Origin of the sequence: Paraburkholderia ultramafica (assembly GCF_902859915.1) — a bacterium.
GTDB classification, from domain to species: domain Bacteria; phylum Pseudomonadota; class Gammaproteobacteria; order Burkholderiales; family Burkholderiaceae; genus Paraburkholderia; species Paraburkholderia ultramafica.
On record NZ_CADIKK010000040.1, the window covers coordinates 34,713 to 61,034 of the forward strand.

The 26,322-nt window shown below is 63.4% G+C and carries 30 protein-coding genes, 1 tRNA gene and 3 pseudogenes; 21 read left to right on the forward strand and 13 right to left on the reverse strand.

The window, feature by feature from the left end; genetic code table 11:
* The first annotated feature begins 168 nt into the window (after positions 1-168).
* Both HV744_RS30630 and HV744_RS30635 read left to right on the forward strand, forming a co-directional pair.
* On the forward strand, positions 169-666 hold the full coding sequence (locus HV744_RS30630) for a heme-degrading domain-containing protein (protein WP_175153086.1): 498 nt from the start codon (positions 169-171) through the stop codon (positions 664-666).
* Between the two features lie 10 nt (positions 667-676).
* Positions 677-1,009, forward strand: a complete 333-nt coding sequence (locus HV744_RS30635) for a DMT family transporter (protein ID WP_425497888.1) — start codon at positions 677-679, stop codon at positions 1,007-1,009.
* Between the two features lie 37 nt (positions 1,010-1,046).
* Here HV744_RS30635 and HV744_RS30640 read toward each other — a convergent pair whose 3' ends face one another.
* Together HV744_RS30640 and HV744_RS30645 are read right to left on the reverse strand one after the other, a co-directional pair.
* Positions 1,047-1,436: a hypothetical protein gene (locus HV744_RS30640; RefSeq protein ID WP_175153088.1), complete on the reverse strand. Its 390-nt coding sequence runs from the start codon at positions 1,434-1,436 to the stop codon at positions 1,047-1,049.
* Between the two features lie 14 nt (positions 1,437-1,450).
* Positions 1,451-1,690, reverse strand: coding sequence for a hypothetical protein (locus HV744_RS30645; protein ID WP_175153061.1), 240 nt, complete (start codon positions 1,688-1,690; stop codon positions 1,451-1,453).
* A 266-nt stretch (positions 1,691-1,956) separates the two neighbouring features.
* On the opposite strand from HV744_RS30645, the gene HV744_RS30650 reads away from it, so the two are divergent.
* Together HV744_RS30650 and HV744_RS38600 are read left to right on the forward strand one after the other, a co-directional pair.
* Complete coding sequence (locus tag HV744_RS30650; RefSeq protein ID WP_175153089.1) at positions 1,957-2,220, forward strand: hypothetical protein; 264 nt, start codon at positions 1,957-1,959, stop codon at positions 2,218-2,220.
* The gene (locus HV744_RS38600) at positions 2,220-2,693 is read left to right on the forward strand and encodes a DUF1488 family protein (RefSeq protein ID WP_246279266.1); all 474 of its coding nucleotides are present in this window, start codon (positions 2,220-2,222) and stop codon (positions 2,691-2,693) included. The genes HV744_RS30650 and HV744_RS38600 overlap by 1 nt, the downstream gene beginning before the upstream one ends.
* A gap of 95 nt (positions 2,694-2,788) precedes the next feature.
* Here the strand turns inward: HV744_RS38600 and HV744_RS30660 are convergent, their stop codons facing one another.
* On the reverse strand, positions 2,789-3,787 hold the full coding sequence (locus HV744_RS30660; protein ID WP_175153090.1) for an NAD-dependent epimerase/dehydratase family protein: 999 nt from the start codon (positions 3,785-3,787) through the stop codon (positions 2,789-2,791).
* Between the two features lie 133 nt (positions 3,788-3,920).
* Between HV744_RS30660 and HV744_RS30665 the strand changes: the two genes are divergently transcribed.
* Both HV744_RS30665 and HV744_RS30670 read left to right on the forward strand, forming a co-directional pair.
* A complete protein-coding gene (locus HV744_RS30665; protein ID WP_175153091.1) occupies positions 3,921-4,883 on the forward strand; it encodes a TetR/AcrR family transcriptional regulator in 963 nt (320 codons plus the stop codon).
* Positions 4,884-4,929: 46 nt separating this feature from the next.
* Positions 4,930-6,066 (forward strand): enoyl-CoA hydratase/isomerase family protein, encoded by a 1,137-nt coding sequence (locus HV744_RS30670; protein WP_175153092.1) that lies wholly within the window; start codon positions 4,930-4,932, stop codon positions 6,064-6,066.
* 78 nt (positions 6,067-6,144) lie between these two features.
* Here the strand turns inward: HV744_RS30670 and HV744_RS30675 are convergent, their stop codons facing one another.
* Positions 6,145-6,570, reverse strand: coding sequence for a hypothetical protein (locus HV744_RS30675; protein WP_175153093.1), 426 nt, complete (start codon positions 6,568-6,570; stop codon positions 6,145-6,147).
* 507 nt (positions 6,571-7,077) lie between these two features.
* Here HV744_RS30675 and ssuD point away from each other — a divergent pair.
* The 5 genes and pseudogenes from ssuD (at position 7,078) to HV744_RS30700 (ending at position 10,484) form a co-directional block, all read left to right on the forward strand.
* A pseudogene (gene ssuD, locus HV744_RS30680) lies at positions 7,078-8,238 on the forward strand (FMNH2-dependent alkanesulfonate monooxygenase).
* Between the two features lie 51 nt (positions 8,239-8,289).
* Positions 8,290-8,814: pseudogene (locus tag HV744_RS30685) on the forward strand (ABC transporter permease subunit); the annotation flags it as partial.
* Positions 8,810-9,367, forward strand: a pseudogene (locus HV744_RS30690) (ATP-binding cassette domain-containing protein); the annotation flags it as partial. The pseudogenes HV744_RS30685 and HV744_RS30690, both read left to right, overlap by 5 nt.
* Before the next feature lie 564 nt (positions 9,368-9,931).
* Entirely contained in the window at positions 9,932-10,129 is a 198-nt protein-coding gene (locus HV744_RS30695; RefSeq protein ID WP_175153113.1) for a hypothetical protein, read from the forward strand.
* A gap of 112 nt (positions 10,130-10,241) precedes the next feature.
* On the forward strand, positions 10,242-10,484 hold the full coding sequence (locus HV744_RS30700) for a DUF6566 family protein (protein ID WP_175153094.1): 243 nt from the start codon (positions 10,242-10,244) through the stop codon (positions 10,482-10,484).
* A 256-nt stretch (positions 10,485-10,740) separates the two neighbouring features.
* Here the strand turns inward: HV744_RS30700 and HV744_RS30705 are convergent, their stop codons facing one another.
* Positions 10,741-11,007 carry a hypothetical protein gene (locus tag HV744_RS30705; protein WP_175153095.1) on the reverse strand — a complete coding sequence of 89 codons (267 nt, stop codon included), beginning with the start codon at positions 11,005-11,007 and terminating at the stop codon, positions 10,741-10,743.
* A 434-nt stretch (positions 11,008-11,441) separates the two neighbouring features.
* On the opposite strand from HV744_RS30705, the gene dusA reads away from it, so the two are divergent.
* The 3 genes from dusA to HV744_RS30720 all read left to right on the forward strand — a co-directional run bounded on the left by dusA (position 11,442) and on the right by HV744_RS30720 (position 13,204).
* A complete protein-coding gene (gene dusA, locus HV744_RS30710) occupies positions 11,442-12,443 on the forward strand; it encodes a tRNA dihydrouridine(20/20a) synthase DusA (RefSeq protein ID WP_175153096.1) in 1,002 nt (333 codons plus the stop codon).
* A gap of 88 nt (positions 12,444-12,531) precedes the next feature.
* Positions 12,532-12,607 (forward strand) — tRNA-His (locus tag HV744_RS30715).
* 288 nt (positions 12,608-12,895) lie between these two features.
* Positions 12,896-13,204, forward strand: a complete 309-nt coding sequence (locus HV744_RS30720; RefSeq protein ID WP_175153097.1) for a hypothetical protein — start codon at positions 12,896-12,898, stop codon at positions 13,202-13,204.
* A gap of 363 nt (positions 13,205-13,567) precedes the next feature.
* On the opposite strand, the gene HV744_RS30725 is transcribed toward HV744_RS30720, so the two are convergent.
* Complete coding sequence (locus HV744_RS30725; protein ID WP_175153098.1) at positions 13,568-13,903, reverse strand: hypothetical protein; 336 nt, start codon at positions 13,901-13,903, stop codon at positions 13,568-13,570.
* 349 nt (positions 13,904-14,252) lie between these two features.
* Here HV744_RS30725 and HV744_RS30730 point away from each other — a divergent pair, with 349 nt between their 5' ends.
* Positions 14,253-15,866: a tetratricopeptide repeat-containing sulfotransferase family protein gene (locus tag HV744_RS30730; protein ID WP_175153099.1), complete on the forward strand. Its 1,614-nt coding sequence runs from the start codon at positions 14,253-14,255 to the stop codon at positions 15,864-15,866.
* A gap of 143 nt (positions 15,867-16,009) precedes the next feature.
* Here the strand turns inward: HV744_RS30730 and HV744_RS30740 are convergent, their stop codons facing one another.
* Both HV744_RS30740 and HV744_RS30745 read right to left on the reverse strand, forming a co-directional pair.
* Positions 16,010-16,255 carry a hypothetical protein gene (locus tag HV744_RS30740; RefSeq protein WP_175153100.1) on the reverse strand — a complete coding sequence of 82 codons (246 nt, stop codon included), beginning with the start codon at positions 16,253-16,255 and terminating at the stop codon, positions 16,010-16,012.
* Between the two features lie 210 nt (positions 16,256-16,465).
* On the reverse strand, positions 16,466-16,678 hold the full coding sequence (locus tag HV744_RS30745) for a DUF3820 family protein (RefSeq protein ID WP_175153101.1): 213 nt from the start codon (positions 16,676-16,678) through the stop codon (positions 16,466-16,468).
* 142 nt (positions 16,679-16,820) lie between these two features.
* Between HV744_RS30745 and HV744_RS30750 the strand changes: the two genes are divergently transcribed.
* Both HV744_RS30750 and HV744_RS30755 read left to right on the forward strand, forming a co-directional pair.
* Entirely contained in the window at positions 16,821-17,873 is a 1,053-nt protein-coding gene (locus tag HV744_RS30750) for an NADP(H)-dependent aldo-keto reductase (RefSeq protein WP_175153102.1), read from the forward strand.
* Positions 17,874-18,433: 560 nt separating this feature from the next.
* Entirely contained in the window at positions 18,434-18,856 is a 423-nt protein-coding gene (locus tag HV744_RS30755; protein WP_106283591.1) for a hypothetical protein, read from the forward strand.
* Between the two features lie 135 nt (positions 18,857-18,991).
* Here HV744_RS30755 and HV744_RS30760 read toward each other — a convergent pair whose 3' ends face one another.
* Together HV744_RS30760 and nodI are read right to left on the reverse strand one after the other, a co-directional pair.
* Positions 18,992-19,819: an ABC transporter permease gene (locus HV744_RS30760; RefSeq protein WP_175153103.1), complete on the reverse strand. Its 828-nt coding sequence runs from the start codon at positions 19,817-19,819 to the stop codon at positions 18,992-18,994.
* Between the two features lie 66 nt (positions 19,820-19,885).
* The gene (gene nodI, locus HV744_RS30765) at positions 19,886-20,800 is read right to left on the reverse strand and encodes a nodulation factor ABC transporter ATP-binding protein NodI (protein ID WP_175153104.1); all 915 of its coding nucleotides are present in this window, start codon (positions 20,798-20,800) and stop codon (positions 19,886-19,888) included.
* Between the two features lie 275 nt (positions 20,801-21,075).
* Here nodI and HV744_RS30770 point away from each other — a divergent pair, with 275 nt between their 5' ends.
* Positions 21,076-21,540: a universal stress protein gene (locus HV744_RS30770; protein WP_175153105.1), complete on the forward strand. Its 465-nt coding sequence runs from the start codon at positions 21,076-21,078 to the stop codon at positions 21,538-21,540.
* A 105-nt stretch (positions 21,541-21,645) separates the two neighbouring features.
* Here HV744_RS30770 and HV744_RS30775 read toward each other — a convergent pair whose 3' ends face one another.
* The 3 genes from HV744_RS30775 to lexA all read right to left on the reverse strand — a co-directional run bounded on the left by HV744_RS30775 (position 21,646) and on the right by lexA (position 23,469).
* Positions 21,646-22,260, reverse strand: coding sequence for a DUF2939 domain-containing protein (locus tag HV744_RS30775; RefSeq protein ID WP_175153106.1), 615 nt, complete (start codon positions 22,258-22,260; stop codon positions 21,646-21,648).
* Between the two features lie 152 nt (positions 22,261-22,412).
* Complete coding sequence (locus tag HV744_RS30780; RefSeq protein WP_175153107.1) at positions 22,413-22,757, reverse strand: hypothetical protein; 345 nt, start codon at positions 22,755-22,757, stop codon at positions 22,413-22,415.
* 61 nt (positions 22,758-22,818) lie between these two features.
* Entirely contained in the window at positions 22,819-23,469 is a 651-nt protein-coding gene (gene lexA, locus HV744_RS30785; RefSeq protein ID WP_175153108.1) for a transcriptional repressor LexA, read from the reverse strand.
* A gap of 313 nt (positions 23,470-23,782) precedes the next feature.
* Between lexA and HV744_RS30790 the strand changes: the two genes are divergently transcribed.
* The 3 genes from HV744_RS30790 to HV744_RS30800 all read left to right on the forward strand — a co-directional run.
* Positions 23,783-24,823 (forward strand): sulfate ABC transporter substrate-binding protein, encoded by a 1,041-nt coding sequence (locus tag HV744_RS30790; protein ID WP_175153109.1) that lies wholly within the window; start codon positions 23,783-23,785, stop codon positions 24,821-24,823.
* A 150-nt stretch (positions 24,824-24,973) separates the two neighbouring features.
* On the forward strand, positions 24,974-25,873 hold the full coding sequence (gene cysT, locus HV744_RS30795) for a sulfate ABC transporter permease subunit CysT (RefSeq protein WP_175153110.1): 900 nt from the start codon (positions 24,974-24,976) through the stop codon (positions 25,871-25,873).
* Positions 25,870-26,322: ABC transporter permease family protein (locus HV744_RS30800; RefSeq protein WP_484555897.1), on the forward strand; the 453-nt coding region annotated here is incomplete at its 3' end. The genes cysT and HV744_RS30800, both read left to right, overlap by 4 nt.

A 26,322-nucleotide genomic window follows, 5' to 3' on the forward strand; every position in this document is an offset into this window, starting at 1 on the left:
CGATCCGAAGTCGCGGCACGCATCGACCACGTCGCATGCCGGAAGGCCGTCGTCAGACGCTGCGCTAGAATTCAGATTCCCTTCGCAGCTCGCCAGGCATTCACAACCGATTCACAACGAACCACGGCGAGCGCTTCAACTCTTTACCTTGCTCTGAACTGAACCCCCATGGATATCGCTCACGATCTGCAGGTGATTGCCGCTCAGGAACAAGCACTCGTGTTCCCTCAATTCGATGCCGACCGCGCATGGCAAATCGGCGCCTATCTGCACGAGGTCGCGAAGGCGCGCGGTATCGCGGCCGCCATCGACGTGCGCACCTTCGGTCAGCCGCTGTTCTTCAGTCTGCTCGCCGGCGCGACGCCGGACAACGTGGATTGGGCGCGCCGCAAGGGCAACACGGTCGCGCATTTTCGCCGCAGTTCGTACGCGATCGGCCTGAAGATGCAGCTGGCGGGCAGCACGCTCGCCGACAAGCACGGCTTGCCGGCCACCGAATACGCATCGCACGGCGGCGCATTTCCGTTGACGGTGGCGGGCGCCGGCGTGATCGGTTCGATCACGGTATCCGGCCTGCCGCAACGCGCTGATCATGAGCTGGTGGTGGAAGCGCTGTGCGCGCATCTCGGCCACGACTACAGCAAGCTCGCGCTTGCGAAGGTCTGAGGCGATGCGGGTGCCTCCCTATGTATTGCTTAGCATCGCCATCGTCGCCGAAGTGATTGCGACTTCGGCGATGCGGGCGTCGGAAGGCTTCTCGCGGCTGTTGCCTTCAGCGGTCGTGGTGCTCGGCTACGGCGTGGCGTTCTATTGCCTGTCGCTGACGCTCAGGAGCATTCCGGTCGGTATCGTCTACGCGGTGTGGTCCGGCGCGGGCATCGTGCTGATCACGCTGGTCGCATTGCTGCTCTACCGCCAGGTGCCCGACGTGCCGGCGATCATCGGGCTCGGGCTGATCGTTTCGGGCGTCGCCGTGTTGAACCTCTTTTCAAAGATGCAGGCGCATTGACCCGGCGTTCAGTTGCACCAGGCGCTATGTGTGGTGCTCACTTGCAGCGCACGATCATCGAACGGTTTTTCACGTTGGCCGATACGACGTTGGTGATGCTGCCACCCGCCGTGCCGCCTTCGTCGTTATCTTTCGACACGATGTCGTAGCCGGTCGCGCCGCACGCCTTGCCGGCCTGCACATAGCAGGAGGCCCAGCTGGAAGCGGCGTCGGCGCCGCTGCAATTGACCGCGAAGCCGGTCTGGCCGTTCGGCAGATTGATCAACGAGGTCGTGTTCGACGATGCGCAGCCGGCGAGGCCCGCGCCCAGCAGCACGGCAGCGGGCAGCGCAGCCGACAGCGCAGCCCGCCGCACCAGCGCAAGCGCGGTGTTCGGTCGGAGGCGGCGGAAGCGGCCGGCGCGGCGCGGTTGCGTCATGAAATGCATCGTGTTGTTTCCTTTCAAATAAATACCTGGACTCGCCGCTGACACCCGAGGTGTGCGCCGAACGCCAGCGCGTTTCGATCGATGCCCGCTGCGCTGACCAGCCGGCGGCTTTCCGTGCCGCTTTCGGTGGCCGCGTCTTCCCAGATGCTGATGGCTTTCGGAATGTCGATGCCGTGACTTTCGGCGTACGCAAACCATCGGTTCGCCGCATCCGGCTCGGGCAGTTCGCGGTTCTGCAGAAAATATTTTCCCATATTGCGCTCGTGACCTCGAAATGGCCTCCTGCGGCAGCACGCATCGTGCCGAGGTCGAGGTTCGACCGGCGCGGGCGGAACAAGTGCGATCCGATGGCTGCGGTGGTGCGTCGAGCAGAACTTATCGGCGCGCGGAGCGCCTTACTTGATTGTTGTTTGCCACGAGCGCATGCGTGCGACGCGATTCTTGCGCGGACCTGCAACGACATGCGGGTCCGCGCCGCGCGAGGCAGCGTTTGCCCTCAATCGAAATGAGGAGAGAGAAGATGGCCGAACGGGTCAGCGGCCCTTATCGCGGCTATTACATCAGCGCCGCCGCGCGCCTCGTGCCGGCGCACGACACGCCGGGCGCGGGCGGCACCTACGTCGGTTCGGTGAGTCTCGCCGAACACGGTCCGGACGATCCGCGCCGGATCGAAACCCTGCTGGAGCTCGGCACCGAGCAACGCTTCGGCAGCGAAGAGGAGGCGCTGGTTTTCGTCTTGCAGGCGGCGCGCGACTATGTCGATCGTCTGCTGGGAGGGCGTTGATGGCAACTCGCGACACAGGCAAACGCACCGGCAAACGCACCGCTGCAAGCACCGCTAAAAGCGCTGAAGAAAGCCCCGCCGCACGCTGGACCGCGATCCGGCCGCGCGAGTACCATAGCGGGATTGACGGCGGCCGGCCGGCTTTCACCGGCGCCGCTCTCGTGCCGGAATCTTCTGATGAGGTGGCCATGGAAATTCGGTTTCCCGCGGACGCGCGTGCTTACCGCGGCTCCAATCTGACCGTTGTCTTTCCCGCACTGGTGGACGGCGAGTCGGTGCCGTGCGCGATTTCGGTCGAAGCGCTCGAAGATCACTTCGGCGCCTACACCGAGGACCTCGAAGGCTGGCTGCGCGCGTTCGACGCCGGGCGTCCGCGCATCGAGGCCGTGGCGCGCGAGCACTTGCAGATCAGCAACGGCACGCCGGTACTGCTCAGGAGCGGCCACTTTCCGCCTCGCAAGGTCGCGGGCTAGTCCGGTTCGCACACACTTGTACGAGCTTGCAGCAAAGATCAAGTCCCATCGACAGCGTCGTTCGCGACGCTCGCCTTGCCAGCGTGACGTGTGATTCAGACCGTTTTCGCGGCGCTTCGCTGTGTTGCGCCACCAGCCGATGCCGCGTCGCGCGCGGCTTCGAAAGACCGCCGGATCCCTTCCTCGTACGACGTTTTGGCGATCGGACCGATCAGCTTCGTCAGCGCCGAGTCGTCGAGCACGACCGGCTCGGTCATCAGGTAGTTCATCTCCACCAGTTCGCGCATCAACGGATTGAACAGGCCGAGCACGCGCAGCATGGTCTTGCCGGCGACCATCAGCTTCGGTTCGCGGCCGGCCAGCGCGTAAGCCTGTCGCGCCACTTCGCGTTGCGTGAGCGTGCCCGCGCCGGCGAGGTGCCACCAGCGCCCAAAGGCTGCGGGCGTACGCGTGAGCGTCTCGACCACCGGCCCGACGTCCGGCAGGTAGATGAATTCGTGCGGCACATCCACCGGGCCGACCATCTGCGCGCGCTTCGCGGTGGCGGCGCCTTCGAACACGCCATTGAGCAGGCTGCGTTCGACACCCGGGCCGTAGAAGTCGGGCAAGCGCAGCACCAGCGTCGAGAGGCCGTGGTGGCCGTGCGCCGCCAGCACGAGATTTTCCTGCGCGAGCCGCATCCGGCCTTTAAACGTGTGCGGTTCACGCGGATGATTCTCGCTGATCGGATTGCTTCGCGCGCGGCCGTACGGATACACCGTGCCGATCAGAATCAAGCGTTCGACGCCCGCTGCCACGACGCCGGCGAGCGTTTTTTCCATCAGCGGCGGATGGGCGGCGAACTGATCATACGGCACGCCGACCAGGTAGATCACTGTTTGCAAACCGGCTGCCGCCGCGCGAATCGAAGCGGGGTCGGCGGGATTCCACGTGACGATTTCCGCGCGCGGATCGTGGCCGAACGCCGCTTCGAGCGGCTGGCGCGAGCGGCCGACCGCCCGGTAATCCCGGCCCGCCGCGCTCAGCGCCGCCGCGATGCTTTGACCCGCCGCGCCTGCGGCGCCGAATAAGCCCACTTTTCCTGACGCTTCCATGACGACTCCTCGAGACGGCGCCACATCGCGCCTGGTGAATTTCAATGATGGTTGAGAATTTAGTGAACGCTGTTCAGTGAACGGTGTTCAGTTTAATTTGACTTTTCAGTTTGTCAACCCGAGAATGTTCGTCATGGGAATCGCCGAACGAAAAAACCGCCAGAAACAGGCGCTGCGCGAACGCATCCTCGATGCCGCGCGGCGCATCGTGATGCGTGAAGGCTTTGCCGCGCTGTCCATGCGCAAGATCGCCGACGCCATCGAATATTCACCCGCCACGCTATACCTTCATTTCGCGAGCCGCGATGAGCTCGCGCAGGCCTTGTGCGCGGAGGGCTATGCGCAATTGCTGGAGAGCTTCGTGCCGCTCGCGGGGATCGTCGATCCGGCTGAGCGGCTCAAGGCGCTCGGGCGTGCTTATGTGGCGTTCGGCGTCGCGCATCCGGAAACCTACCGGCTGATCTTCATGGAAGATCCGAGCTATACCGGTGCGGCGCTTGGCGGCGCGGCGGGTGTTTCGGGTGCTTCGGGTGCGGGGAAGGCCGGCGCGCTCGCGGACGCTGAGGCCGGGAACACGGCGGCGCACACAACGGCGCCGGGGGCGGCGGCGACGCCGGTCGGCGAAGCGGGCGATGCAGCGCTCAGCGCCGCCGCCGACGACGACCCCGGCGCCGCCGCGTTACACATCATGATCGCCGCGCTCGAAGAGCTGAGGGCGGCGGGGCGCCTGTCGGCCTCGATGGATGCGGGCGTGTGGGCCGAGGCGTTCTGGGCGACCCTGCATGGGATCGTCGCGCTCAACCTCACGTGTCCCGTATTTCCGACCGCACCGCTCGATACAGTGGTGGAGATCGCACTCGACGCTTGGCTCGGCACACCGCAAGCCGCGCCACAAACCGCACGACGCGCCGCGCAGCCGCGCAGCGTCAGGAGCGCTGCTGGCGTTGGCAAGAGCAAGTCCGCTGACTCGCAGACCGCGTTGCCCGTCGAACCTGGCAGCGAACCGGCGGCTTCGCCATCGGGCAGCAAGTCAATGCAAGCACCCGCAAAAAAGGCCATCGGTCCGGGTACGAAACGCAAAACCGCGAGCCCGTGATAACGTTCAGTTCCACTTCACTCAACGCCGTCGCGCCTCGTTCTCCATGTCCATTTCCACCTCGCCCGCTGTCAGCGACGAAGTCGCGACTTACGTAGCCAACCGCATCGGCTTCATCGAACTGGAAAGGCCGAAGGCGCTCAACGCGCTGTCGACCGGCATGATTCGCGCGATGCACGCGGCGCTCGATCAGTGGCGCGAAGATCCCGACGTGCTCGCCGTCGTGGTGCGCAGCCAGCATCCGCGCGCATTCTGCGCGGGCGGCGACGTCCGGTTCCTGTACGAGTCGGCGCAACGCGGCGAGCACGATGCGCGCGACGTGTTTTTCACCGAGGAGTACAGCCTCAATCACGCGATCTTCACCTATCCGAAGCCGTATATCGCGTTGATGAACGGCGTCGTGATGGGCGGCGGCATGGGCATCTCGCAGGGCGCGCATCGTACCGGCGGCCTGCGCGTCGTCACTAACTCGACGAAGATGGCGATGCCCGAAACCCGCATCGGGCTCTTTCCCGATGTCGGCGCTAGCTGGTTTCTGGCCCGCACGCCTGGCGCGATCGGCCGCTATCTGGCAGTGACCGGCGAGACGATCGGCGCGGCCGATGCGCTCTACGCGGGTCTTGCCGATACATATATCGACGACGCAGCATTGCCCGCGCTGGTCGACACGTTGCGCAGCGAGCTGTTCGAGCGCGGCGTGGACGTGGTCGCGTGCATCGAGCGCGAGACGCTCGCGCATCAGGTCGTGCCGCGGCCCGAGGCTTCATCGCTCGCGCGCGCGCGCGCATTGATCGACCGGCATTTCGCGTTGCCCGACGTCGCGCGGATTCTCGCTTCGCTCGAACAGGAGCGCGAACATGCGGGCGACGCAGCGGAGTGGGCCGAACAGACGATCGCGGTGTTGCGCGAACGTTCGCCGTTGTCGATGGCGGTGTCGCTGGAAGTGGTGACGCGTGCGGAGGGCTCGATGGCCGACGTGCTGCGTGGCGATCTCGATCTGACGCGCTCGAGCTTCGTCGCGGGCGACACGATGGAAGGCATTCGCGCGCGCATCATCGACAAGGACAACGCGCCGCGCTGGCGCTTCGCGCGCATCGAAGACGTGAGCGCGGCCGACGTGGAGAAGATGTTCGAAAGTCCGTGGCCGGCGAACGAACACCCGTTGCGCGATCTGTGCGGTTAAACAGCGGGATTGAAGCGGAAGAGCTTATGCCGGGCTTGCTGACGGCATAAGCTCGCAACTACCAAGCCACAAAGCCGCTCACTCTTCGTCTTCGCTCGCCATGAACGCGCGCATGAACACCAGCGCGCCCCAGCCCCACATCGCGTTCGCCGCGAAACCTACCGCGAGGCGCGGCAGCATGTTGCCGCTCGGCCAGATGCCGCGCAGCGGATCGACCACGAACACGCTCGCCGCCGTCAGCACGACGCCGCCGAACACGAAAGCCGGCATCCACGGCGCGCGCCGCTGCGGCGCGACGCGCAGCAGCCACGCCATCAGCACGGCCCAGAACGCGCTCCAGATCGCATTCGCGATGAACTCAGGCAATCCGAGGGGCAAGAACGGCGCAGTCGAAAAACCGGTCGGATCGATCATGCCGGCTGCGTGCATCAGCGCCAGCGTCGATTCGTGAAAGAACAGGGATGCCAGAAAACCGGCGACGAACGGCAGGATGAGTTTTTGCATGCATTGACCGCCAGGGTACAGGCGGCGTGATTCGCGTGACCTGTACCGGATTATTGGAAACGTGCGCCATTATATATTTGGGCATCCCGTTTCCCGCGTGCGTAAAGTGCAACACCCGTATGCTTTAACGTCGGGCTAATCATGAAAGTGGAAAACCTAAGCTAAAAAAAATCGTTCAAAAGCCGTGGCCCGATCCATAGACTGCTTCTTCATGCAGACGGCGTTGGTCGCCGTCGCCCGTTTAATCGGGCGCGTCACGCGCACGTTTGGTCGAGGGAAGCCGTCGCGATGTCCTGCCTGATGCCGATGTTTGCCCGCCGCATGACGCCCGTGCGCCGCGGCCTGCGCTGTCGCTCGTAGCCCGCGCCGACACCGGCCATTTTTCCAACCCTTTTTGCGCTGCATCGCCCGGCCGCGTGCCGGCTGGATGCGCGCGGCCGGCGTGTGCGCAGGCACGTTACGCACCGTCTCCACTCAATCCAGTTTCGAACAGGCAGGAGCAGCAACATGAATGTGTTCTGGTTCATTCCGACTCACGGCGACAGCCGCTATCTCGGTACGTCCTAAGGCACACGCGCAGCCGATTACGACTACTTTCAGCAGATCGCCGTGGCCGCCGATACGCTCGGCTACGAAGGCGTGCTGCTGCCGACCGGCCGTTCGTGCGAGGACGCGTGGGTCGTCGCGTCGAGCCTGATCGCCGCGACCAAACGCCTGAAGTTTCTGGTGGCGATCCGTCCGGGCATTGCGTCGCCGGGTCTGGCCGCGCGGATGGCGGCGACCTTCGACCGTCTTTCGAATGGGCGTCTGCTGATCAACGTCGTGACCGGCGGCGATGCGGCCGAGCTGGAAGGCGACGGCGTGTTCGTCGATCACGACACACGCTATCAGATCACCGATGAGTTCCTGCACATCTGGCGCAAGCTGTTGACCGCGTCGCACACCAACGACGCGATCGAGTTCAACGGCAAGCATCTCACGTCGAAGGGCGGCAAGGCGTTATATCCGCCGGTGCAGAACCCGCATCCGCCGCTGTGGTTCGGTGGTTCGTCGCCGGCCGCGCACGACATGGCGGGCGAGCATATCGACACCTATCTGACGTGGGGCGAGCCGCCCGCGGCGGTGGCGAAGAAGATCGCGGACATTCGCGCGCGCGCTGCGGCGCATGGCCGTCAGATCAAGTTTGGCATTCGCCTGCATGTGATCGTGCGCGAGACCGAAGAGGAAGCATGGGCCGCCGCCGACAAGCTGATCAGCAAGCTCGCCGACGACACCATCTCGCGCGCGCAGGCGTCGTTCTCGAAGATGGACTCCGAAGGGCAGCGCCGCATGGCCGCGCTGCACGGCGGCAAGCGCGGCGGCCGCACGGAGCTCGAGGCCTATCCGAATCTGTGGGCGGGCGTGGGCCTCGTGCGCGGCGGCGCGGGCACGGCGCTGGTCGGCAATCCCGAGCAGGTGGCCGCGCGCATGAAGGAGTACGCCGAGCTCGGCATCGACACCTTCATCCTGTCCGGCTATCCGCACCTCGAAGAGTCGTATCGCTTCGCCGAGCTGGTGTTTCCGCTGCTGCCGAACCGGCGCAACAAGACTTCGAACGGACCGCTGTCGGGGCCGTTCGGCGAGATCGTCGGCAACAACTATCTGCCGAAGGCGGCGAGCGCGAGCTGAGCGGGTGCCATAAAGCGTACGGACTTTCGACTAGCAATGAGGAAAGCAATCATGACTCAAGCCACTTTGAGCGCGGATCGCAGCGATGCAAACGCGAACGCTAATGCGGGCGCCGCCGCGGGTGCGCTGCGCCGGATCGGCGCGCATCTCGCGCCCTGGCTCGCGCCGCTCGCGATTCTGCTGGCGTGGGAATTCGCCGCGCGCAGCGGCGTGCTGTCGACGCGCGTGCTCCCCGAACCGCTTGCGGTCGTGAAGGCGGCGTGGTCGCTGATCCAGTCCGGCGAAATGTGGGCGGATGTGAAGGTCAGCACCTGGCGCGCGGTGTCGGGGTTCACGATCGGCGGCGGCATCGGCCTCGTGCTCGGGCTCGCGACGGGCCTGTTCAAGCCCGCCGAGATCGCGCTCGATTCGACCGTGCAGATGGTCCGCAACATCCCGGCGCTGGCGATGATTCCGCTCGTGATCCTGTGGTTCGGCATCGAGGAACAAGCGAAGGTGTTTCTCGTCGCGCTGGGCGTGTTCTTCCCGATCTACGTGAACACGTTCCACGGCGTCCGTTCGGTCGACGCCAACCTCGGGCGTGCTCGAAAAGCGCGCCGCAGACGGCGGCCCGCTCGACACCCGCATCATGTTTCAGGACGCGCGTCTGCTGCCGTGGAAGAGCGTGCTGCAAAACGTGATGCTCGGCCTCGGCCGCAGTGCCCGCGAAGATGCGCGCGCCGTGCTCGCTGAAGTCGGCTTGCTCGAACGCGCGGACGACTGGCCCGCGCAGCTTTCCGGCGGTCAGCGCCAGCGCGTGGCATTGGCGCGGGCGCTCGTGCATCGTCCGCAATTGCTGCTGCTCGACGAGCCGCTCGGCGCGCTCGATGCGTTGACGCGGATCGAAATGCACGCGCTGATCGAGCGGCTGTGGCGCGAGCATCGCTTCACCGCGCTGCTCGTGACGCACGACGTGCATGAAGCCGTGGCGCTCGGCGACCGGATTCTGCTGATCGAGGAAGGGCGCGTTGCGCTCGATCAGCCGGTGGCGCTCGAGCGTCCGCGCTCGCGTGCGTCAGGGAGGTTCGCCGCGCTCGAAGAACACGTGTTGCAACGCGTGCTGAAGAACGCGCCGAACGACGACGCGCTGGTGAAGTCGACGGAGGTGTCGATCGCGCGCCTGTAAGGCCGGCGCTATTTCGCGTTCGCGGCGCTGGCGGGTGGTTCGTGCATCAACTTGTCGTTGGTCGGTTTGCGCGGACGTTTGATCGGCATGTTGTCCGGGTTGCTTGAACCGCCTGAGCCGGAGGCGGCTTGGGGCGGTTTTATCATTGGGGCGCTGTTGGTTTGCGGCGCTGGTTTTTCCGTTTGCGCGAATGCCGCCGCGCCGCTCGCCGCGGCCACCGCGAGCGCGATGCGTGCGCTCAGCGTTGTCCATCTGCTTCGCTTCATTTCGTCCTCCTTTGTGATGCCAGCTGTTGACTGTGTTGCTGGTACGTTTGTGGTGATAGACCCGAAGGGGAAGGGGAAATTCGCGTGCGTCGCATGGCGTTGCGCTGCGATGATGCGCCTCGCTACCCGATGCGTAACATCAGGCGAGCAAACCCCATACCCTATTTTCAACTTCCGCGACGCAACGCGCACGCCTCAACGCGCCCCTGCATACGTCCCCGAAACTTGCTACGATAAATTGATCATCCCGACGGAGACGGTCATGTCGAAGTCATTGAGTCCCGAAGCGGTCGAAGCGTTGCGGCTTCTGAACGACGTTGGCGTCGGTCAGCAGGTGCCGAAGCTGGCGCAGTCCGTCACGGCGGAATTGCTGGCGAGCGGCCTGGCTGCCAAAGCAGGCGGTGGCGAGGTCGAGATCACGTGTAACGGCCGACAGTATCTTTCCGGCGATTGCGATTGAGCGTCGGACAAGACCCGACTGGAAGGCGCCGCTGCATGCCGCGAGCCGGTAGCAACGCTCGCTGGACAAGCCCGGCCGTCGTCCTTTCACCAGCGACACCACGGAGGCGCACATGGAGCCGAAGGGCTTCGACATGGGGGATTACGAGGAACGTTACCAGGACTACAACATCGAGGTCGCGGTCGAGCAGGTGCTGACGGGCGTCAAGGCGCATTTTCGGGTGTTGCGGGACGACGCCGTGGTGGTCGATTGGCGGCTCGTGCATATCAACAGCTTGTGGTCCACCGAGCATGCTGCGGCCGAAGCGGGTTTGCGCGCGGCGCGCGAGTTGATCGATGCAGGCCTGACAGGCTAGTCGAGAGGGTGGGACAGCGCGGATGCGGTCGATCCGGTTGGGCAGCGCGTCATGACTTGCTGAGGCGGAGCGCAGACCGCTGTGAATCTCGCGCGCGCAAGGCTGCGCGTCCGCATCGCCGTAGACGATTGTTCCGCTAAATGACCGGCGCGCGCATGGCGCCGCGTAAACGCAACTGGGCGCCGGCATCAGTACTGCATGCGCGGCGCCCAGTTGATCCGCTGCCCTGACGGGCAGCGGCTTCGACGGCGAGGGCTTAGTGGCCGAAGTAGACCGATTGCGGGCCCGAAACCGGCTCACGCGTACCCGATTGCGACGACACGTTCTTCACGCCGCCGTACGCATTCGATTCAGCGTTGGCGCGTTCAGCGGCAACGGTTTGTGCGTTCAGACCTTGTTGCGATGCCGGTGCGCCGACCGACGGACGATACGACGGTGCGGGGCCGTAGCCGCTAGCAAAAGCGGGGGCGGCGATCGAGGCAGAAACAGCAACCAGCAGGGCGGCGATGAGCTTGGTCTTCATGGTGTGACTCCGATAACGTTTCCACTTCATTTCAGGAAGGCGTCGCAGGGGCCGGTGAGGTGTGTCTGCAACGTCGATGGCAGGCAGTGTATACCCCTACTATCGAAAATTTGTGCCGATAATCTGAAATTACTATTCCTGGTTTTAGAACAATCCGTCAGAGGTAAGCGGGATCAGCGTCCGCGCCGGTCCGACCCTGTTGACCGAGGCGTTTGGGGGACTTGAAGAACTCGCGTGACGAGGGTCACCTGCGCAGTGGGTGAAACAGCAGAGGGACGCGGAGCCGGCGTGCAGCCCGTCGATAACGGGCCTCCAGATAACCGGCCAAAAGACGCAGAACCTTGGCGCGGCGAAGGCCGGATATCCAGCGCAATCAGGCGCTTTCCCACCTTGCGGTAAAATCGGCGTTTTGATTCAAGCAGTTTGGCCGCCCCATGTCTTCACCTCAAACCCCCAGCCCGCGCCGCGTCTCGGTGGCGCCCATGATGGACTGGACCGATCGCCACTGTCGCTCGCTGCATCGCGTGATTTCGCGCCATACGTGGCTTTACACGGAAATGGTGACGACCGGCGCACTGCTGCACGGCGATGTGCCGCGCCATCTCGCGTTCACTCCCGCCGAAGCGCCGGTCGCGCTGCAACTCGGCGGCAGCGAGCCCGACGACCTCGCCCGTTCGGCGAAGCTCGGCGAGCAATGGGGCTACGACGAAATCAATCTGAACTGCGGCTGCCCGTCCGAGCGCGTGCAACGCGGCGCGTTCGGCGCGTGCCTGATGAATGAGCCGCAACTCGTCGCCGACTGCGTGAAGGCGATGCGCGATGTCGTCTCGGTGCCGGTAACGATCAAGCACCGTATCGGCGTCGATGCGGTCGAGGAGTACGGTTTCGTACGCGACTTCGTTGGCACGATTGCGGATGCCGGTTGCAACGTGTTCATCGTGCATGCGCGCAACGCGATCCTCAAAGGTTTGAGCCCGAAGGAGAATCGCGAGATTCCGCCGCTCAAATACGAGTACGCGTATCAGTTGAAGCGCGACTTTCCGGAACTGGAGATCATCATCAACGGCGGCATCAAGACACTTGATGAAGTCGACACGCATCTTCAGCACGTCGATGGCGTCATGCTCGGGCGCGAGGCTTATCACAACCCCTATGTGCTCGCCGAGGTCGATGCCCGTTTCTATGGTTCGACGCAAGCGCCGCTGACTCGCGAGCAGGTCGAAGCGAAGCTGATTGAATATTGCGCCGCTGAGATGGCGCGCGGCACCTATCTCGGTGCGATCACGCGGCATGCGCTCGGCTTGTATCGCGGCGAGGCAGGGGCGCGTGGATGGCGTCGCGTTTTGTCCGATAGTAAACGCCTGGCCGCGCGTGATCTGACCATCTTCGATGAGGCGAGACAGCATCTGCGTGAGCCTGTCGAAATTTTTGAATAAAGGACTAGGCAAACGGAATTCTTGTTGGCATAATCTCGTTTCTTCATCGACGAGCCAAGTTTCTCGGCAAGTCAAGCGGATGTCAGTGGTGGCTGTAGCTCAGTTGGTAGAGTCCAGGATTGTGATTCCTGTTGTCGTGGGTTCGAGCCCCATCAGCCACCCCAAAGAATTCAGGCAGTAAATTGTTTTTGCGAACGGCGTTGTGAGAAATCACAACGCCGTTTTTGTTTTGGGTCCCCGCAATCGTCCTGATAACTAAAACGCCAGTCCAGCGGTGACTACGGTTTGTTGACCCCTGCAGGCCGAAGGCGAACGCGCCGTCGTTTGCGCTTTTCGAGTTGTCGGTATCGCTCATGTCGTCTCCCCAGACTCAACCACCAGCGGGTCCTGCTGCACGGAAATCGACCTGACGAAAGTGCTACGATTTCATTGCAATAACGATGGAGGTAGATATGACTACGTTTGCTATCGACGCCATACGCATCAACCCTGCGAACGACAGGATTACACACGTGCGCTGGGGTCCCGTCGACCCGGCGTCGCGTGACTGGCTGTCTCCGACTTCAATTGTCGAGGTGCCCGAAGTGCTGAGCGCGATCCATCGGGGGGATCCTGTTTGGTCCCTTTTTACGCTCGGCGGCGTACGGTTTCTGGGGCCAAAAATCAAGGCGGTCGCTCACACCGACGGCCACGACGGGATAGATACGGATGTCCCGGGCGGTCACATCGAAAAATGCATTGACGACCTGCCGCACGTGTGACGGCTTACCTTTGCGGTCGCCGCTGATCGTCGCGACCATTGTTCTGGAAAAGTCGCCGCAGCGGCAGCGGTTGATAGAGTCGTTCAGATCCTCTCTCCCGTTTCAATCACGCCGGTCGAAGCACTTGCGCTTGAGCGGGAGAATCAGGTGGGGTAACTGTTTGCCGCTCACTTTCGAACCCCGCTTCGGTGATGTGCAATGCGCGCTACGACGTGATGATTTACCGCTTTTTTAACGGCATCGTGCATCCGGGCTTTTGCCTGCAAGAAAGGGCTGGGATTCGAATCGCCGGCGGCTGACGACATCCCTTGTCCGGTCTCGATCCTGGCAACACCGATCAACCCGTCAGCCGCCAATACAGCTTCAATGGCCGTGTCCCCCATGGCCGCCACCGCCGCTGCTCCACGTGCCGTCGTGCGATCCGCCAAGCCCACTGCCGTGGGAGCCGCCGCCATGCCAGCCACCGTGACCACCATGCCAGTGACCACCGCCGCCCCCGTGGTAGTAGCAGCATGGGCCACCCCAGCCACCCCAAATGCCAACCGTTCCATAAACGGGCGCATACGGCGGTCCATACGGGTACCCATAGGCGGGGTAGTAGGGCTGCGCGTACGCATAGTCATATGCCGGCGCAACCACGCATCCGGTGAGACCTGCCGCCAGCGCTAACAGCGCCATCGACGCAACGAGCCTGCTCACGATTTTCTCCTTCGTATAAGCATCAGAAAAAACGCGTGCGGCGGAGTTCAGCAGCATTTGTGTCCGCACATTACGGCTATCGCGTCTGAGTCTGCGTCCATGATTCACGCGTGGCGATCAATGCCACGACTGCCAGCCGTTGCGACAATCTTCCTACTCCTTACCAATTCGCCATGTTGTAACAGTTGGTTAAATATCCGAAAAGGAACTGTAGGGGGCGCCTGTTAATTTCCGCTCAGACAATCGCCTTTGAGTCCGGACCCATGCCCGTGCCGACGCCGGACGAAAAAGAACGACACGCCCACTGCCAGGATCGCTCGACGCGACGCCTGCGAACATCCACCCGTCCATGAAGTACGATCCCCAGCCGGCTACCGCCTCGGCGTGTCGCATTGAAGGCGACGCATGCATTGCACGCGGCGACCTCGAAGCCGCCCGCGCGTGCGCTCCCGCCGATGCCGTGAATTATGAGCGCCTCGCCGCGACGTTGGCCGCGCTGAACCGCTTTCCCGAGGCCGTCGACCGTTATCGCGAGGCGATCGCGCGCGATCCGTGCAACGCGGATTTGCATCACGGACTCGGCTGGACGCTCGAGCAGATGCATCGGCTCGAGCAGGCGGTCCAGGCATACCGCGAAGCGGTGCGACATAATCCAGGCGCCGACGGCTCGCACAACAACATGGGCAACTGTCTGCAGGCACTCGGTCGTTTCGACGAAGCGCACGAGGCGTATCGCCGCGCGATCGACGGTGCGCCGCGCGTGCCGCTGTATTACCGCAACTTCGTGCAGACCAAGCGTCTCGCCGCCGACGATCCCGTGTTCGCGTCGCTGGAGCAGCTGGTCGGCGACGCCGCTTCGCTGAGCCCGGCCGATCAGGCGGAGCTTCACTTCGCGTATGGTCAGGCGTTGTCCGGCGTGGGCCGCCACGACGCTTCGTTTGAGCACATCCTGAAGGCCAACGCGTTGCACCGCGCCGGCGTGCGTTATAACGAAGCCGACGCGCTCGGCCTGTTCGCGCATCTGCCGGAACTGCTGACTTCAGAGCTGTTCGCGGCCGCGCGCGGTCTGGGCGATCCGTCGGCGGCGCCGATCTTTATAGTCGGCATGCCGCGCTCCGGCTCGACCTTGATCGAGCAGATTCTGGCGAGCCATCCGCAGGTGTTCGGTGCGGGTGAGCGCACGGAATTCGGCGAGGCGCTGGTCAAGTGCATGCGCCGCGCTTCAGGCGATCCGCTGAGGATCGATATCGAAGCCTTGCACGGCGTCGGCGCGGCGCAATTGCGTGCGCTCGGCGCCGACTATCTGCAACTGATGCGCCGCGCGCTGCCGGAAATCCAGGGCGATGCGCAAAACCACGCGCAAGACCAGGGGCAATCGGACGCGCCAGGCGAAGCGCCGCACTACGCTCGTTTCACCGACAAATATCCGTTCAATTTCATCAACGTCGGGCTGATCCATCTGGCGTTGCCGAACGCGCGCTTCATTCATAGCCGCCGTTCGCCGTTGCAAACCTGCCTGTCGATTTTTTCGCGGCTTTTTCACGACGTGCCATTCAGCTACGACCTCGGCGAACTCGGCCGCTACTATCGTGCGTACGATGCGTTGATGGCGCACTGGCGAAGCGCGCTGCCCGAAGGCGTGATGATCGAGATCAACTACGAGGAGCTGGTCGACGATCTCGAAGGCAATGTGCGTCGGATGCTCGCGCATTGCGGGCTCGACTGGGACGAACGCTGTCTCGCGTTTCACCAGACGACGCGTCAGGTGACCACGGCAAGTTCTGAGCAAGTGCGCCGTCCGCTTTACAGGACGTCGGTGCGCCGCTGGCAGCCGCGGCAGGCGTTGCTCGAGCCGCTGTTCGACGGTCTCGGGCCGGAACTGACGAAGGCCGACGGCTTTAGCGAGCCGGTGTCTCGCGTGGTTGTCCAGCATGCCGCGGCCGGCGCGGCGCGTAAATCGTGAGCGCGCCCCGTGGCGCTGTGAGCTGGATGGCGGGCCTGTCCGGCGCCGGCAAATCGACGTTGGCCGACGCGCTGCATCGTGTCGCCTCGCGCAAGCGAGGCACGTCTCGATCGTGCTCGACTGCGACGTGTTGCGGCGCGGGACTAATGCAGCGCGACAGCCGAATGATGCAGCGCAGGGTACACGCCGATGATGAACGCCGCGTAGATCGCGGCCATCGTGACGCCGGCGACCGTGCCCCAGATGTCGCGCGACGCGGCCCCTTGGCGAAAATGCACGGGCAGTCCGACTACCACGTAGCCGATCAGAAAAAACGCGATGACCGCGCGCACGGGTGAGAGGTCGTGGCCGATAAATTCCAGCAGGGTGGACAGGCTGAATTCAGGCATGGACAGGCAGGATCAGATGCGGAAATTTCGCGCGAGCCGTCGGACCATTCATGGCTGCGCGACGACTTATGCAGATTTAAGTCCATGCAGTCGCGAGGTGCAATAAAAAGACTGTATAAATTTGTACAAGCCTACATTGCTTGCACGTTGCCTGCGTTGCAACTTTCATCCGGCTTCACTGCGCTCTAGCGGGCTTTCATCGAGACGGTATCAGCGCTTGCGCAAGGGCTCGAGTAGCGGCTTCAAACCGTTGTGATCGATCTCCTGCATCAACGCGAGCAGGCGGCCGATTTCACCCGGCGGAAACCCCTGGCTCGCGAACCAGTTTAGATAGTGACCCGGCAGGTCCGCAATCAGGCGGCCTTTATATTTCCCGTAGGGCATTACGCGCGTGACCAGCAGTTCGAGGTGTTCGGGATTCATCGCGGATAGAGTCGACGCCAGGTTCATTGAGCGCGGAAAAGCGGGCGACGCCCGCCGGGGTTAGCATTCTAGCCTTGCTGCAGGCATTGCGCCGGCGTGGTAACGTCAGCGCTTTCCGTTCACATTCAACAGGACAAGATAGATGGAATACCGCAGACTCGGCGACTCCGATGTTCAGGTTAGCCTGATCGGTCTCGGCACCATGACGTGGGGCGAGCAGAACAACGAGCAGGAAGCGCACGCGCAGATCGATTACGCGCTCGATCATGGCGTCAACCTGATCGACACCGCCGAAATGTATCCGGTGCCGCCGCGCGCCGAGACGCAGGGTTCGACGGAACGCTACATCGGCACGTGGCTCGCGCAGCATCGCAGCGCCCGCGAGAAAATCGTGCTCGCCACCAAGATCGCCGGGCCGGCGCGTCAGCCGCACAATCCGCGCCATATTCGCGGCGAGGCCAACCAGTTCGATCGCAAGAACCTGACCGAAGCGCTCAACGATAGCCTCAAGCGGCTGCAAACGGACTACGTCGATCTGTATCAGCTGCATTGGCCGGATCGCAACACGATGACGTTTGGCCGTCCCGCGTATCCGTGGGTCGACGACGCGTACACGGTGCCGATCGAAGAAACGCTGTCGGTGCTCGCGGAGTTCGTCAAGGCGGGCAAGGTGCGCCATATCGGCGTATCGAATGAAACGCCGTGGGGTGTTGCGCAGTTCTTGCGCGCCGCCGAAAAGCTTGGCTTGCCGCGCATCGTCAGCATCCAGAATCCGTACAGCCTGCTGAACCGCACGTACGAAGTGGGCCTGTCCGAGTATGCGCATCGCGACAACATCGGCTTGCTGGCCTATTCGCCGCTCGCGTTCGGCTGGCTGTCGGGCAAGTATGAAGGCGGTGCGCGTCCGGCCGGCGCCCGCATCACGCTGTTCGAGCGCTTCCAGCGCTACAGCAAACCGCATGCGATTCAGGCCACCACGCGTTATGTGGAACTGGCGAAACGTCATGGCTTCTCGCCCGCGCAATTCGCGCTTGCGTTCGTCAATAGCCGGCCGTTCGTGACCAGCAATCTGATCGGCGCGACGTCGCTCGATCAGTTGAAGGAAAACATCGCCAGCGCCGCAGTGAAGCTGTCGCCGGAAGCGCTTGCCGAGATCGACGCGCTGCATGAGTTGCAGCCGAATCCGGCGCCTTGATGCGGTAGGTTTGCGTTGGTTGTACGTTGGTTGTGCGTGGTTCCAGAGGCTGGTTCGAGGTGGTTTCGAGCCAGACTCGAACCGCGCTTCAGCAGGTACCCCCGCCACCGCATAGAACATCAAATAAACCCGGCCACCTGCTTATTAGCGCTCGCATCGATCAGTCAGATCATTACGAACGTCGCAAACCCTCCTGCTGAACGTTGTCACGCCAATAGTTGCAACTGACCGCCAGACCGGTCGCGCGCGTTTGCGTCCGGATAATTTCGGCTGTCGGCGCGGGTGGCCATGCCTGGGCGAGCGCATTTGAAACCCGGCGAGCGAAGCGATAAATCAGCGGCTTGGCTCCCGACGTAGCCGATACAAAGGCAAATGTCCCAGCCGGAAACCGATTCACGACCTAAACTGTGGTGGACGGAGGTGACCGGGAAGAAGAGCACTGCGCGGCTTGTGATGTTGCAACGCACACCAGTGGTAGGATTCAGCCCGAAAAATGGAGCACGGTGCGCAATCGACGCGGCGTGTCGTGCACAACAGAGCGATAGGACTCAGGACATCGAATGGCGCAACAAAAAACAAACCCAAAACTTGAGCAGGCGCTGACGCGCGGGGATCTTGCAATCCGTCAGGCGAATTCGGCACGGGCGACCGCGTTGCTGCGCGCACTGGGCAAGATGATCGTCGATGCTTCGGCGACCATCGGCGTGGAAGCGTTCACGCTGATCCCCGACGGCGACAAGATTTACGATCCGGCCGATGGACTGTGGCCGCAGGAATTGCAGATCTCGCTCGACGGCCCCGTCGAGGAAGCCGACCCGGATGAGGTTCGGACGGTGCGATTGATCGCCGACGATCCGGGCACGGTGTTCCGGGTTGAATGGCAGCGCGCCGATGGGAAGATCGGGCGTCAGGATGGCGGGCCGTTCGCGACGGTGGCGTTCATCTCCGACGTGGATATTCCGTGGACTGACGACGAGGATTGAAGCGGATCGTTTCGCTGCGGGGGCCGAGGTTGGCCTCCGAGGTCGATCCACGAGGTTGACACCGACAGCGCCGCAACCCCGGTTGCGGCGCTGTCGCCGAACGCCGGCCGCCGGCGGCTCTTCAAAGACCGAGGCCTATTTCATCATCCGGCGTCGAAACAGAATCGCCGACACGATAAACCCGCCCACCGCATAAGCGGCCAGCACGGCCAGGTGCAAAGCCGCATTGTCGATGGACCGCGCAAGCATCGCCGGGCGCATCAGATCGACCGCATGCGCGAGCGGCAGCACGTCGGTCACGGCCCGCGCGGCCGCAGGCAATTGTGAGGTGGGAAAGAACACGCCGGACAGCAACAGCATCGGCGTCAACACCAGCGTCTGGTAAAACATAAAGAAGTCATACGAAGGCGCCAGCGCCGTCACCACCATCGCGAGACTCGCGAACGCAAGCCCGGTCAGCATGATGACCGGCAACGCCAGCAGCATCGACGGGAAATTCGCGTAGCCCAGCGCGCCGGCCACCAGCATGATCGCCGCGCCCGACAGCATCGACTTGCTGCCGGCCCACATCACCTCGCCGAGCACGATGTCGCCGAGCGTGAGCGGCGTATGCATGATCGCCTCCCATGTGCGCTGCACGTGCATGCGCGAGAAGCCCGAATACATCGACTCGAAACTCGCCGACATCATCACGCTCGACGCCACCGTGCCCGCCGCCAGAAACGCGATGTACGACACGCCGTCGACCCGTCCGACCATCAGCCCGAGCCCGAAGCCGAGGCCGAACAGATAGATCATCGGATCGGCAAGATTGCCGAACATCGATGCGATCGCGAGCTTCTTCCACACCAGATAGTTGCGGCGCCATACCGCGATCCAGTTCACGGCGTTGGCCGGGAAGGCGGCGAAGGGCTCCTGTTTCGATGGCGTGTCGCCTGGGGCTTCGTAAGTGCGTGCGTCCATTGCGTGTCTCGTGCGGTGTCGTTGCAGCTATAGCGAGTGGCGGTGCTCTTGTCAGTGTGCGCGTCTTCAGTCCTGCATCTCGCGGCCGGTGAGCCGCAGGAACACGTCCTCCAGATTCGCTGGACGATGCAGATAGCGCAGATCGGCGCGCTGCTTGAGCCGCGCATGCACCGGCTGCGCGTCGTTCACGTAGCAGAACAGCGTCTCGCCGCTGATCTCGGTCCGCTCGACGAGCGGCGCGAGTTCATCGCGCAGTGCCAGCGGATCGGGTCCGAAGATCTCGATCACATCGCAGCCGATCTCGGTTGCGATCAACTCGCGCGGCGCACCCTCGGCAATTTTGCGTCCTTCTTCGATCACGCACAGCCGGTGGCAAAGCCGTTCGGCTTCTTCCATGAAGTGCGTGGTCAGCAGGATGGTCTTGCCGCGCGCCAGCAACGAGCGCAGCCGCTCCCAGATCAGATGGCGCGCCTGCGGATCGAGCCCGGTGGTCGGCTCGTCCATGATCAGCACGTCGGGATCGTTGACGAGCGCGCGCGCGAGCGTGAGACGCCGCTTCATACCGCCCGACAGTTCGCTCACGCGCGCATCCGCCTTGCTCTCGAGCCGCGCGAATTCGAGCAGCGACGGCACCACCGCGCGGCATTGCGCGGCGCTCAGGCCGAAGTAGCGGCCGAACACCAGCAGGTTTTCGCGCACCGTGAAATCGGGATCGAGGTTGTCGAACTGCGGCACCACGCCGACCCGCGCTCGCGCGACGCGCGCGCGGCCCGGGATCGGCTCGCCGCACAGACGGATCACGCCGGCGTCCGGCGACGCAATGCCGAGCAGCATGCGCAACGTGGTGGTCTTGCCAGCGCCGTTCGGGCCGAGCAGGCCGAAGCATTCGCCGGTGTTGACATGAAACGACAGCCCGTCGACGACCGTCTTTTCGCCGTAGGTTTTCTTGACCTGGTGGAATTCAATGGCGGCTTCAGACATGACTCGATCGAGGCTCCGGAAAAAACGCTAATGGCCGGGAAGGCCGCTTATTCTAGGCCATCGGCCGGCTAATGTTAGGCGGCAGCGAACGTCACAGGTGCGTTGTTTTGCACTGCCGCATCCACTTGCAAGACCATCGCGATAGCAGTCGAACCCCGCGCGCACCGGTCTAGGGCGCACTGACCGCGCACTTAGCGTTTTCCATCCCTTGCAACCTGAATTGCGGCGCACCATGATTGATTCAGACCGCGCTTTCCGCGCGAAGGGAGAAAACCATGGCGAGCTACCAAAAAATCCTGCTGTGCTACGACGGCTCGCGTGAAGGCCGCAAAGCGCTACGTTGCGGCGCTGATCTTGCGTTGGACCTGAAGGCGGAAACGCATTTGCTGTCGGTGGTCGACATGCGTTCCAGCATCGCGCAAAGTGCGGGCCTGCTAACCGATGTGGCTTGCGGCAGTTTCGAAAAGACCGCCCGCGACATTTTGCAGGAAGGGGTGGACTGGCTCACCGAGCGAGGCGTCAGCGCGCAGGGGCATTTCGCGTTCGGCCACCCGATCGACGAGATCGCCAATCTCGCCAATGAACTGCATGTCGACCTCGTGGTGGTCGGCCATCGCTGCCGTACCGGTTTGTCGCGCTGGTGGATGGGTGCGGGCAACACGCCGCTGCTCGACCGGGTCTCGTGCAGCATTCTGGTGGCCTGCTCGTCGGTGCAGGAACAGCAGCAAGCGGCGGCTTGAAGCGGCTTGCTGCTTGAAGTTGCTGGCTGCGCTCGCGAACGGACGTGTGGGTCGGGCGGCTGGCCACAACGGCCAGCTTCACGGCCAGCCATGACGGCCAGCCGGTTACTCGTTCAGGTTGATCGCGGCGAGCTTCCACGTGAACAGACCTTCGCGCCGGAAGATCGCCGAGTAATGCGCATCGCCTTCGCCCCGCCGGTAAGTGACGACGAACTCGTTGAGGCTGCGATAGCCTGCCGTGGTTTGCCGCGGCTGTGCGGGAGCGGCGCTGTGAGCGGCGTCGCCAGCCGCGGGCGATGCAGGCGCCTGCGCTGCCGCGGCTGGCGCTGCGGGCGGCCGCTCGCTTGGGTCGCCGTGCGGCGGCATGCCGTTCAGCAAGGCCGCCACGCCGTCCGGTGTCGCATACGCGTCGACCAGCGGACCGATCAGCGTCACGCCGATCATTGCGCCGATAGTGGCTAATTTGCTGTCGTTGTCAGCGCCCAGCCGCCGGTTCAGCATGCCCACGATCTGCTCCTTCAGGCTGTCGCGCAACGCGGGAAAGTCCACATACTGATTGACGGTTTGCGTGTCGCGCGCATCGGCCGCGCGTTTGAGATTGTTCAGCGCGATATAGGGTGACGCGTAAGCAAACCCCAGCGCGGCAATCACTACGATCACAACCAGCGTGATGATCAGCGGCCGGGTGGCGCCGCCCTTGGTGCGTGTCGGAGCTGTCATCGAATGGGACTCCCGATCAGGTTTGATTTAACGTGGACCACGGCCCCGCAAAAACAATCCCATTCCAGGCAAATATCTGAGCAGCAGTCTGAAAGGCGAATACCGCAAATGGCTATGCGCGGTGCAACTGCTTTCCAGTTCAGAACGCGCCTTCACGACTCGAATACCGCGCCGTGCATGTTGGCTTCGTCGGCAATGCAGCGATCGATCATTCGGCACACCGCGTCGACCGTGCCGACCATGATCAGGCGCGACGGCCCATGGTAGACCCGCACCGGTGCGCGACGCGCCGGCTCAGCCGTATTCAACCCCGAGTTCAACGACACACGGGCAAACGCCGGCAACGACGACGGCAGGCTCGATACTTCAGCGGGCGCGTCGAACAGCGATGCGGTGCGCTCGGTGGACGCTTCGATCAATGAGCAGGGCACCAGATTGCGCAAATGGCGCAGACGACCGAACTGGCGAAATGGCAGCAGGCGGGCAAGGCGTTCCATGAGTCTCTCCAGGCGATGCAGCGTTGATGCAGCGTGGGTTGGGTGAACAGGCGCGGGCGGCTTAGAACTCGCCAGGGCGGATCAGCCCCACGGCGATGCCTTCCAGCGCGAATTCCGCACTGCCGGTTTCAACGAAGATGTTCTCGTAGTCGGGGTTCTCGGCGATCAGCTCGATCCCGTTCGGCCGGCGCTTCAGGCGCTTGACCGTGACGTCGTCGCCGAGGCGGGCGATGATGATCTGGCCGTCTTTCGCTTCGCTCCTCTTTTGCACCGCGAGCAGGTCGCCGTCGAAGATGCCCGCGTCGCGCATGGAGAGCCCGCGCACCTTCAGCAGGTAGTCGGGCTTGCTCGAGAACAGCGCCGGGTCGCACGAGTAGTGCTGCGAGATATGTTCCTGCGCGAGGATCGGGCTGCCGGCGGCAACCCGGCCGATCAGCGGCAGCGACAACTGCATGATGCTGGCGTGTGGCAGCGTGAACTGGTGCGGCGAATCTTCCGGGCCTGCCAGCAGGCGAATGCCGCGTGACGCGCCGGCCGCGAGTTCGATCACACCTTTGCGAGCGAGCGCACGCAGATGTTCTTCTGCCGAGTTGGCCGAGCTGAAGCCCAGTTCAGCGGCAATTTCCGCGCGCGTGGGCGGAAAACCGGTGCGTTCGATCGCGCGGCGGATCAGATCGAAAACCTGCTGCTGTCGTGCGGTGAGTTTTGTCATGGCCACTGTATGTATGAACAGGTGACTGTATTTTTATACAGTATTCGGCGCAATTCAAGCTTTACTTTAAGTTCGTGACCACGGGTGCCGCTCCAGCGCCGCTGATGGACGCTAGAACATCCGTTTTCGTGCCGCAACGCCTTATCCAGCTGCCATTACCACTTTTGCGTATTAAAAAATGAAGAAACATTATTTTTAATGATGAAAGCCCTTCGATAGACTGGCCTCCGGGTTGGCGCTCATGTGCACGTGACCGCGACGCAAAACAACACCAGACGCTGTTTCAGCGGACCACAACGCGGAGAAAGTTGACATGAATCATCGACACACGGGGCTGGCGGGCAGGACGAAACAACTCATCGCGGCGCTCGCGTTCGGCGCGGCCGGCGCGCTCGCTGCAATCACCCCGGCGCAGGCCGCCGACACCACGCTGCTGAACGTTTCCTACGACCCGACACGCGAGCTGTATCAGGACGTCAACCAGGCATTCGGCAGGCAATGGAAGGCGAAGACCGGCGAGACGATCACCTTCAAGCAGTCGCACGGCGGCTCAGGCGCGCAGGCGCGCTCGGTGCTCGACGGTTTGCAGGCTGACGTGGTGACGCTGGCGCTGGCCTACGACATCGATGCACTGGCCAGCAAGGGCTTGCTGGACAAGGGTTGGCAAAAACGGTTGCCGGACAACGCGTCGCCGTACACGTCGACGATCGTGTTCCTGGTGCGCAAGGGCAACCCGAAACACATCAAGGACTGGGACGATCTGATCAAGCCGGGGGTGTCGATCGTCACGCCGAATCCGAAGACCTCAGGCGGCGCGCGCTGGAACTACTTCGCGGCGTGGGCCTATGCCGAACATCAGCCGGGCGGCAACGCGCAGAAGGCGAAGGAGTTCGTCGGCAAGCTTTATAAGAACGCCGGCGTGCTGGATTCGGGCGCGCGTGGCGCGACCACCAGCTTCGTGCAACGCGGTATCGGCGACGTGCTGATCGCGTGGGAAAACGAGGCGTTCCTGTCGCTGAAGGAGTTCGGCCCGGAGAAGTTTGAAATCGTCGTGCCGTCGGTGAGCATTCTGGCCGAGCCGCCGGTCGCGGTGGTGGACAAGGTCGTCGACAAGCGCGGCACGCGCAAGCTGGCCGAAGCGTATCTGAACTTCCTGTACAGCGAAGAGGGGCAGGAGATCGCCGCGAAGAACTTCTACCGTCCGCGTTCGAACAAGGTGCCGGCCGATCTGACCGCCAAGTTTTCGAAGCTGAAGCTGTACACGGTGGACGACTCGTTCGGCGGCTGGGCGAACGCGCAGAAGACGCACTTTGCCGACGGCGGCGTGTTCGATTCGATCTACCAGCCGCAGTAAGCCTGCCGATGCCTGAACCGGCATCGACCAGGCGGCGCGGCAACGCGTCACTTCCGAGCGCGCTCCTGGGCGCGCTTTTGGTCAAGCGGAATCCGGCGGCCGGAAATCGGTGATCCAAACCGCAAGCATCAACCTGAAAGAGTATCCAGCATGACGACGTTGACCTTCCGAAAACCGGGCGCGTTGCCCGGTTTTGGCCTGACACTCGGCATCACGGTGGCTTATCTGAGCCTCGTGGTCCTGATCCCGCTTGCGGCGACCTTTCTCAAAACCGCGACGCTCGACTGGGACCAGTTCGTGCGTGCGGTGACCTCGCCGCGGGTGCTCGCGTCGTACCGGCTGACGTTCTTCTCGGCGCTCGGCGGCGCGCTGATCAACGCGGTGTTCGGCTTTCTGGTTGCGTGGGTGCTGGTGCGCTACACGTTCCCGTTCAAGCGTATCGTCGATGCGGTGGTCGATCTGCCGTTCGCGTTGCCTACTTCGGTCGCCGGTATTTCTCTGGCGGCGGTGTATTCGGGCAACGGCTGGATCGGGCAGTTTCTCGAACCGCTCGGCATCAAGATCGCATTTACGCCGGCGGGCGTACTGGTCGCGCTGACCTTCATCGGTTTGCCGTTCGTCGTGCGCACGGTGCAGCCGGTGCTCGAAGAGTTCGAGCGCGAACAGGAAGAGGCGGCCGCCTGCCTCGGCGCGACGCGCTGGCTGACATTTCGCCGCGTCGTGTTGCCGGCGGTATTCCCGGCGCTGCTGACGGGCTTCGCGCTGGCGTTCGCGCGCGCGCTCGGCGAATACGGCTCGGTGATCTTCATCGCCGGCAACGTGCCGATGAAGTCGGAAATCACGTCGCTGCTCATCATCACCAAGCTCGAACAATACGACTATGCCGGCGCGACGGCGCTGGCGGTGGTCATGCTGGTGGTGTCGTTCCTGATGCTGTTGTTCATCAATACCTTGCAGTGGTACTTGCAGCGTCGCACGAGCCGCGGCAGTGCTGGCCCGGCGCCTGGCGCGGCAAAGAGTGTCGCGGCGATCGGCGGAGGTGTGCAATGAGCCGCCCTCCGCTGAACAGCGTGAATAGCGTGCACGACGTGAACCGCGCGGAGCACGCCGCCGCAGCGGCTGCCGCCGTGGCCGCCGCGCCGCGCGCGCCGCTGAACGTGGCGCGCCGGCCCGATCCGGTGACCGAGCGGTCCGTGGTGCGCTGGCTGCTGACCGGCATCGCGCTGCTGTTTCTCGCGCTGTTTCTGGTCGTGCCGCTGGTTGCCGTGTTCTATCAGGCCCTGAACAAGGGGCTGCGTTTCTATTTCGAAGCGCTCGCCGATCCGGACGCGCTGGCGGCGATCAAGCTGACCGTGATCACCGCCGCGATCGCGGTGCCGCTGAATCTGGTGTTCGGCCTCGTGGCCTCATGGTGTATCGCCAGGTTCGACTTCCGCGGCAAGGCGCTGCTGACCACGCTGATCGATCTGCCGTTCTCGGTCTCGCCGGTGATCTCGGGT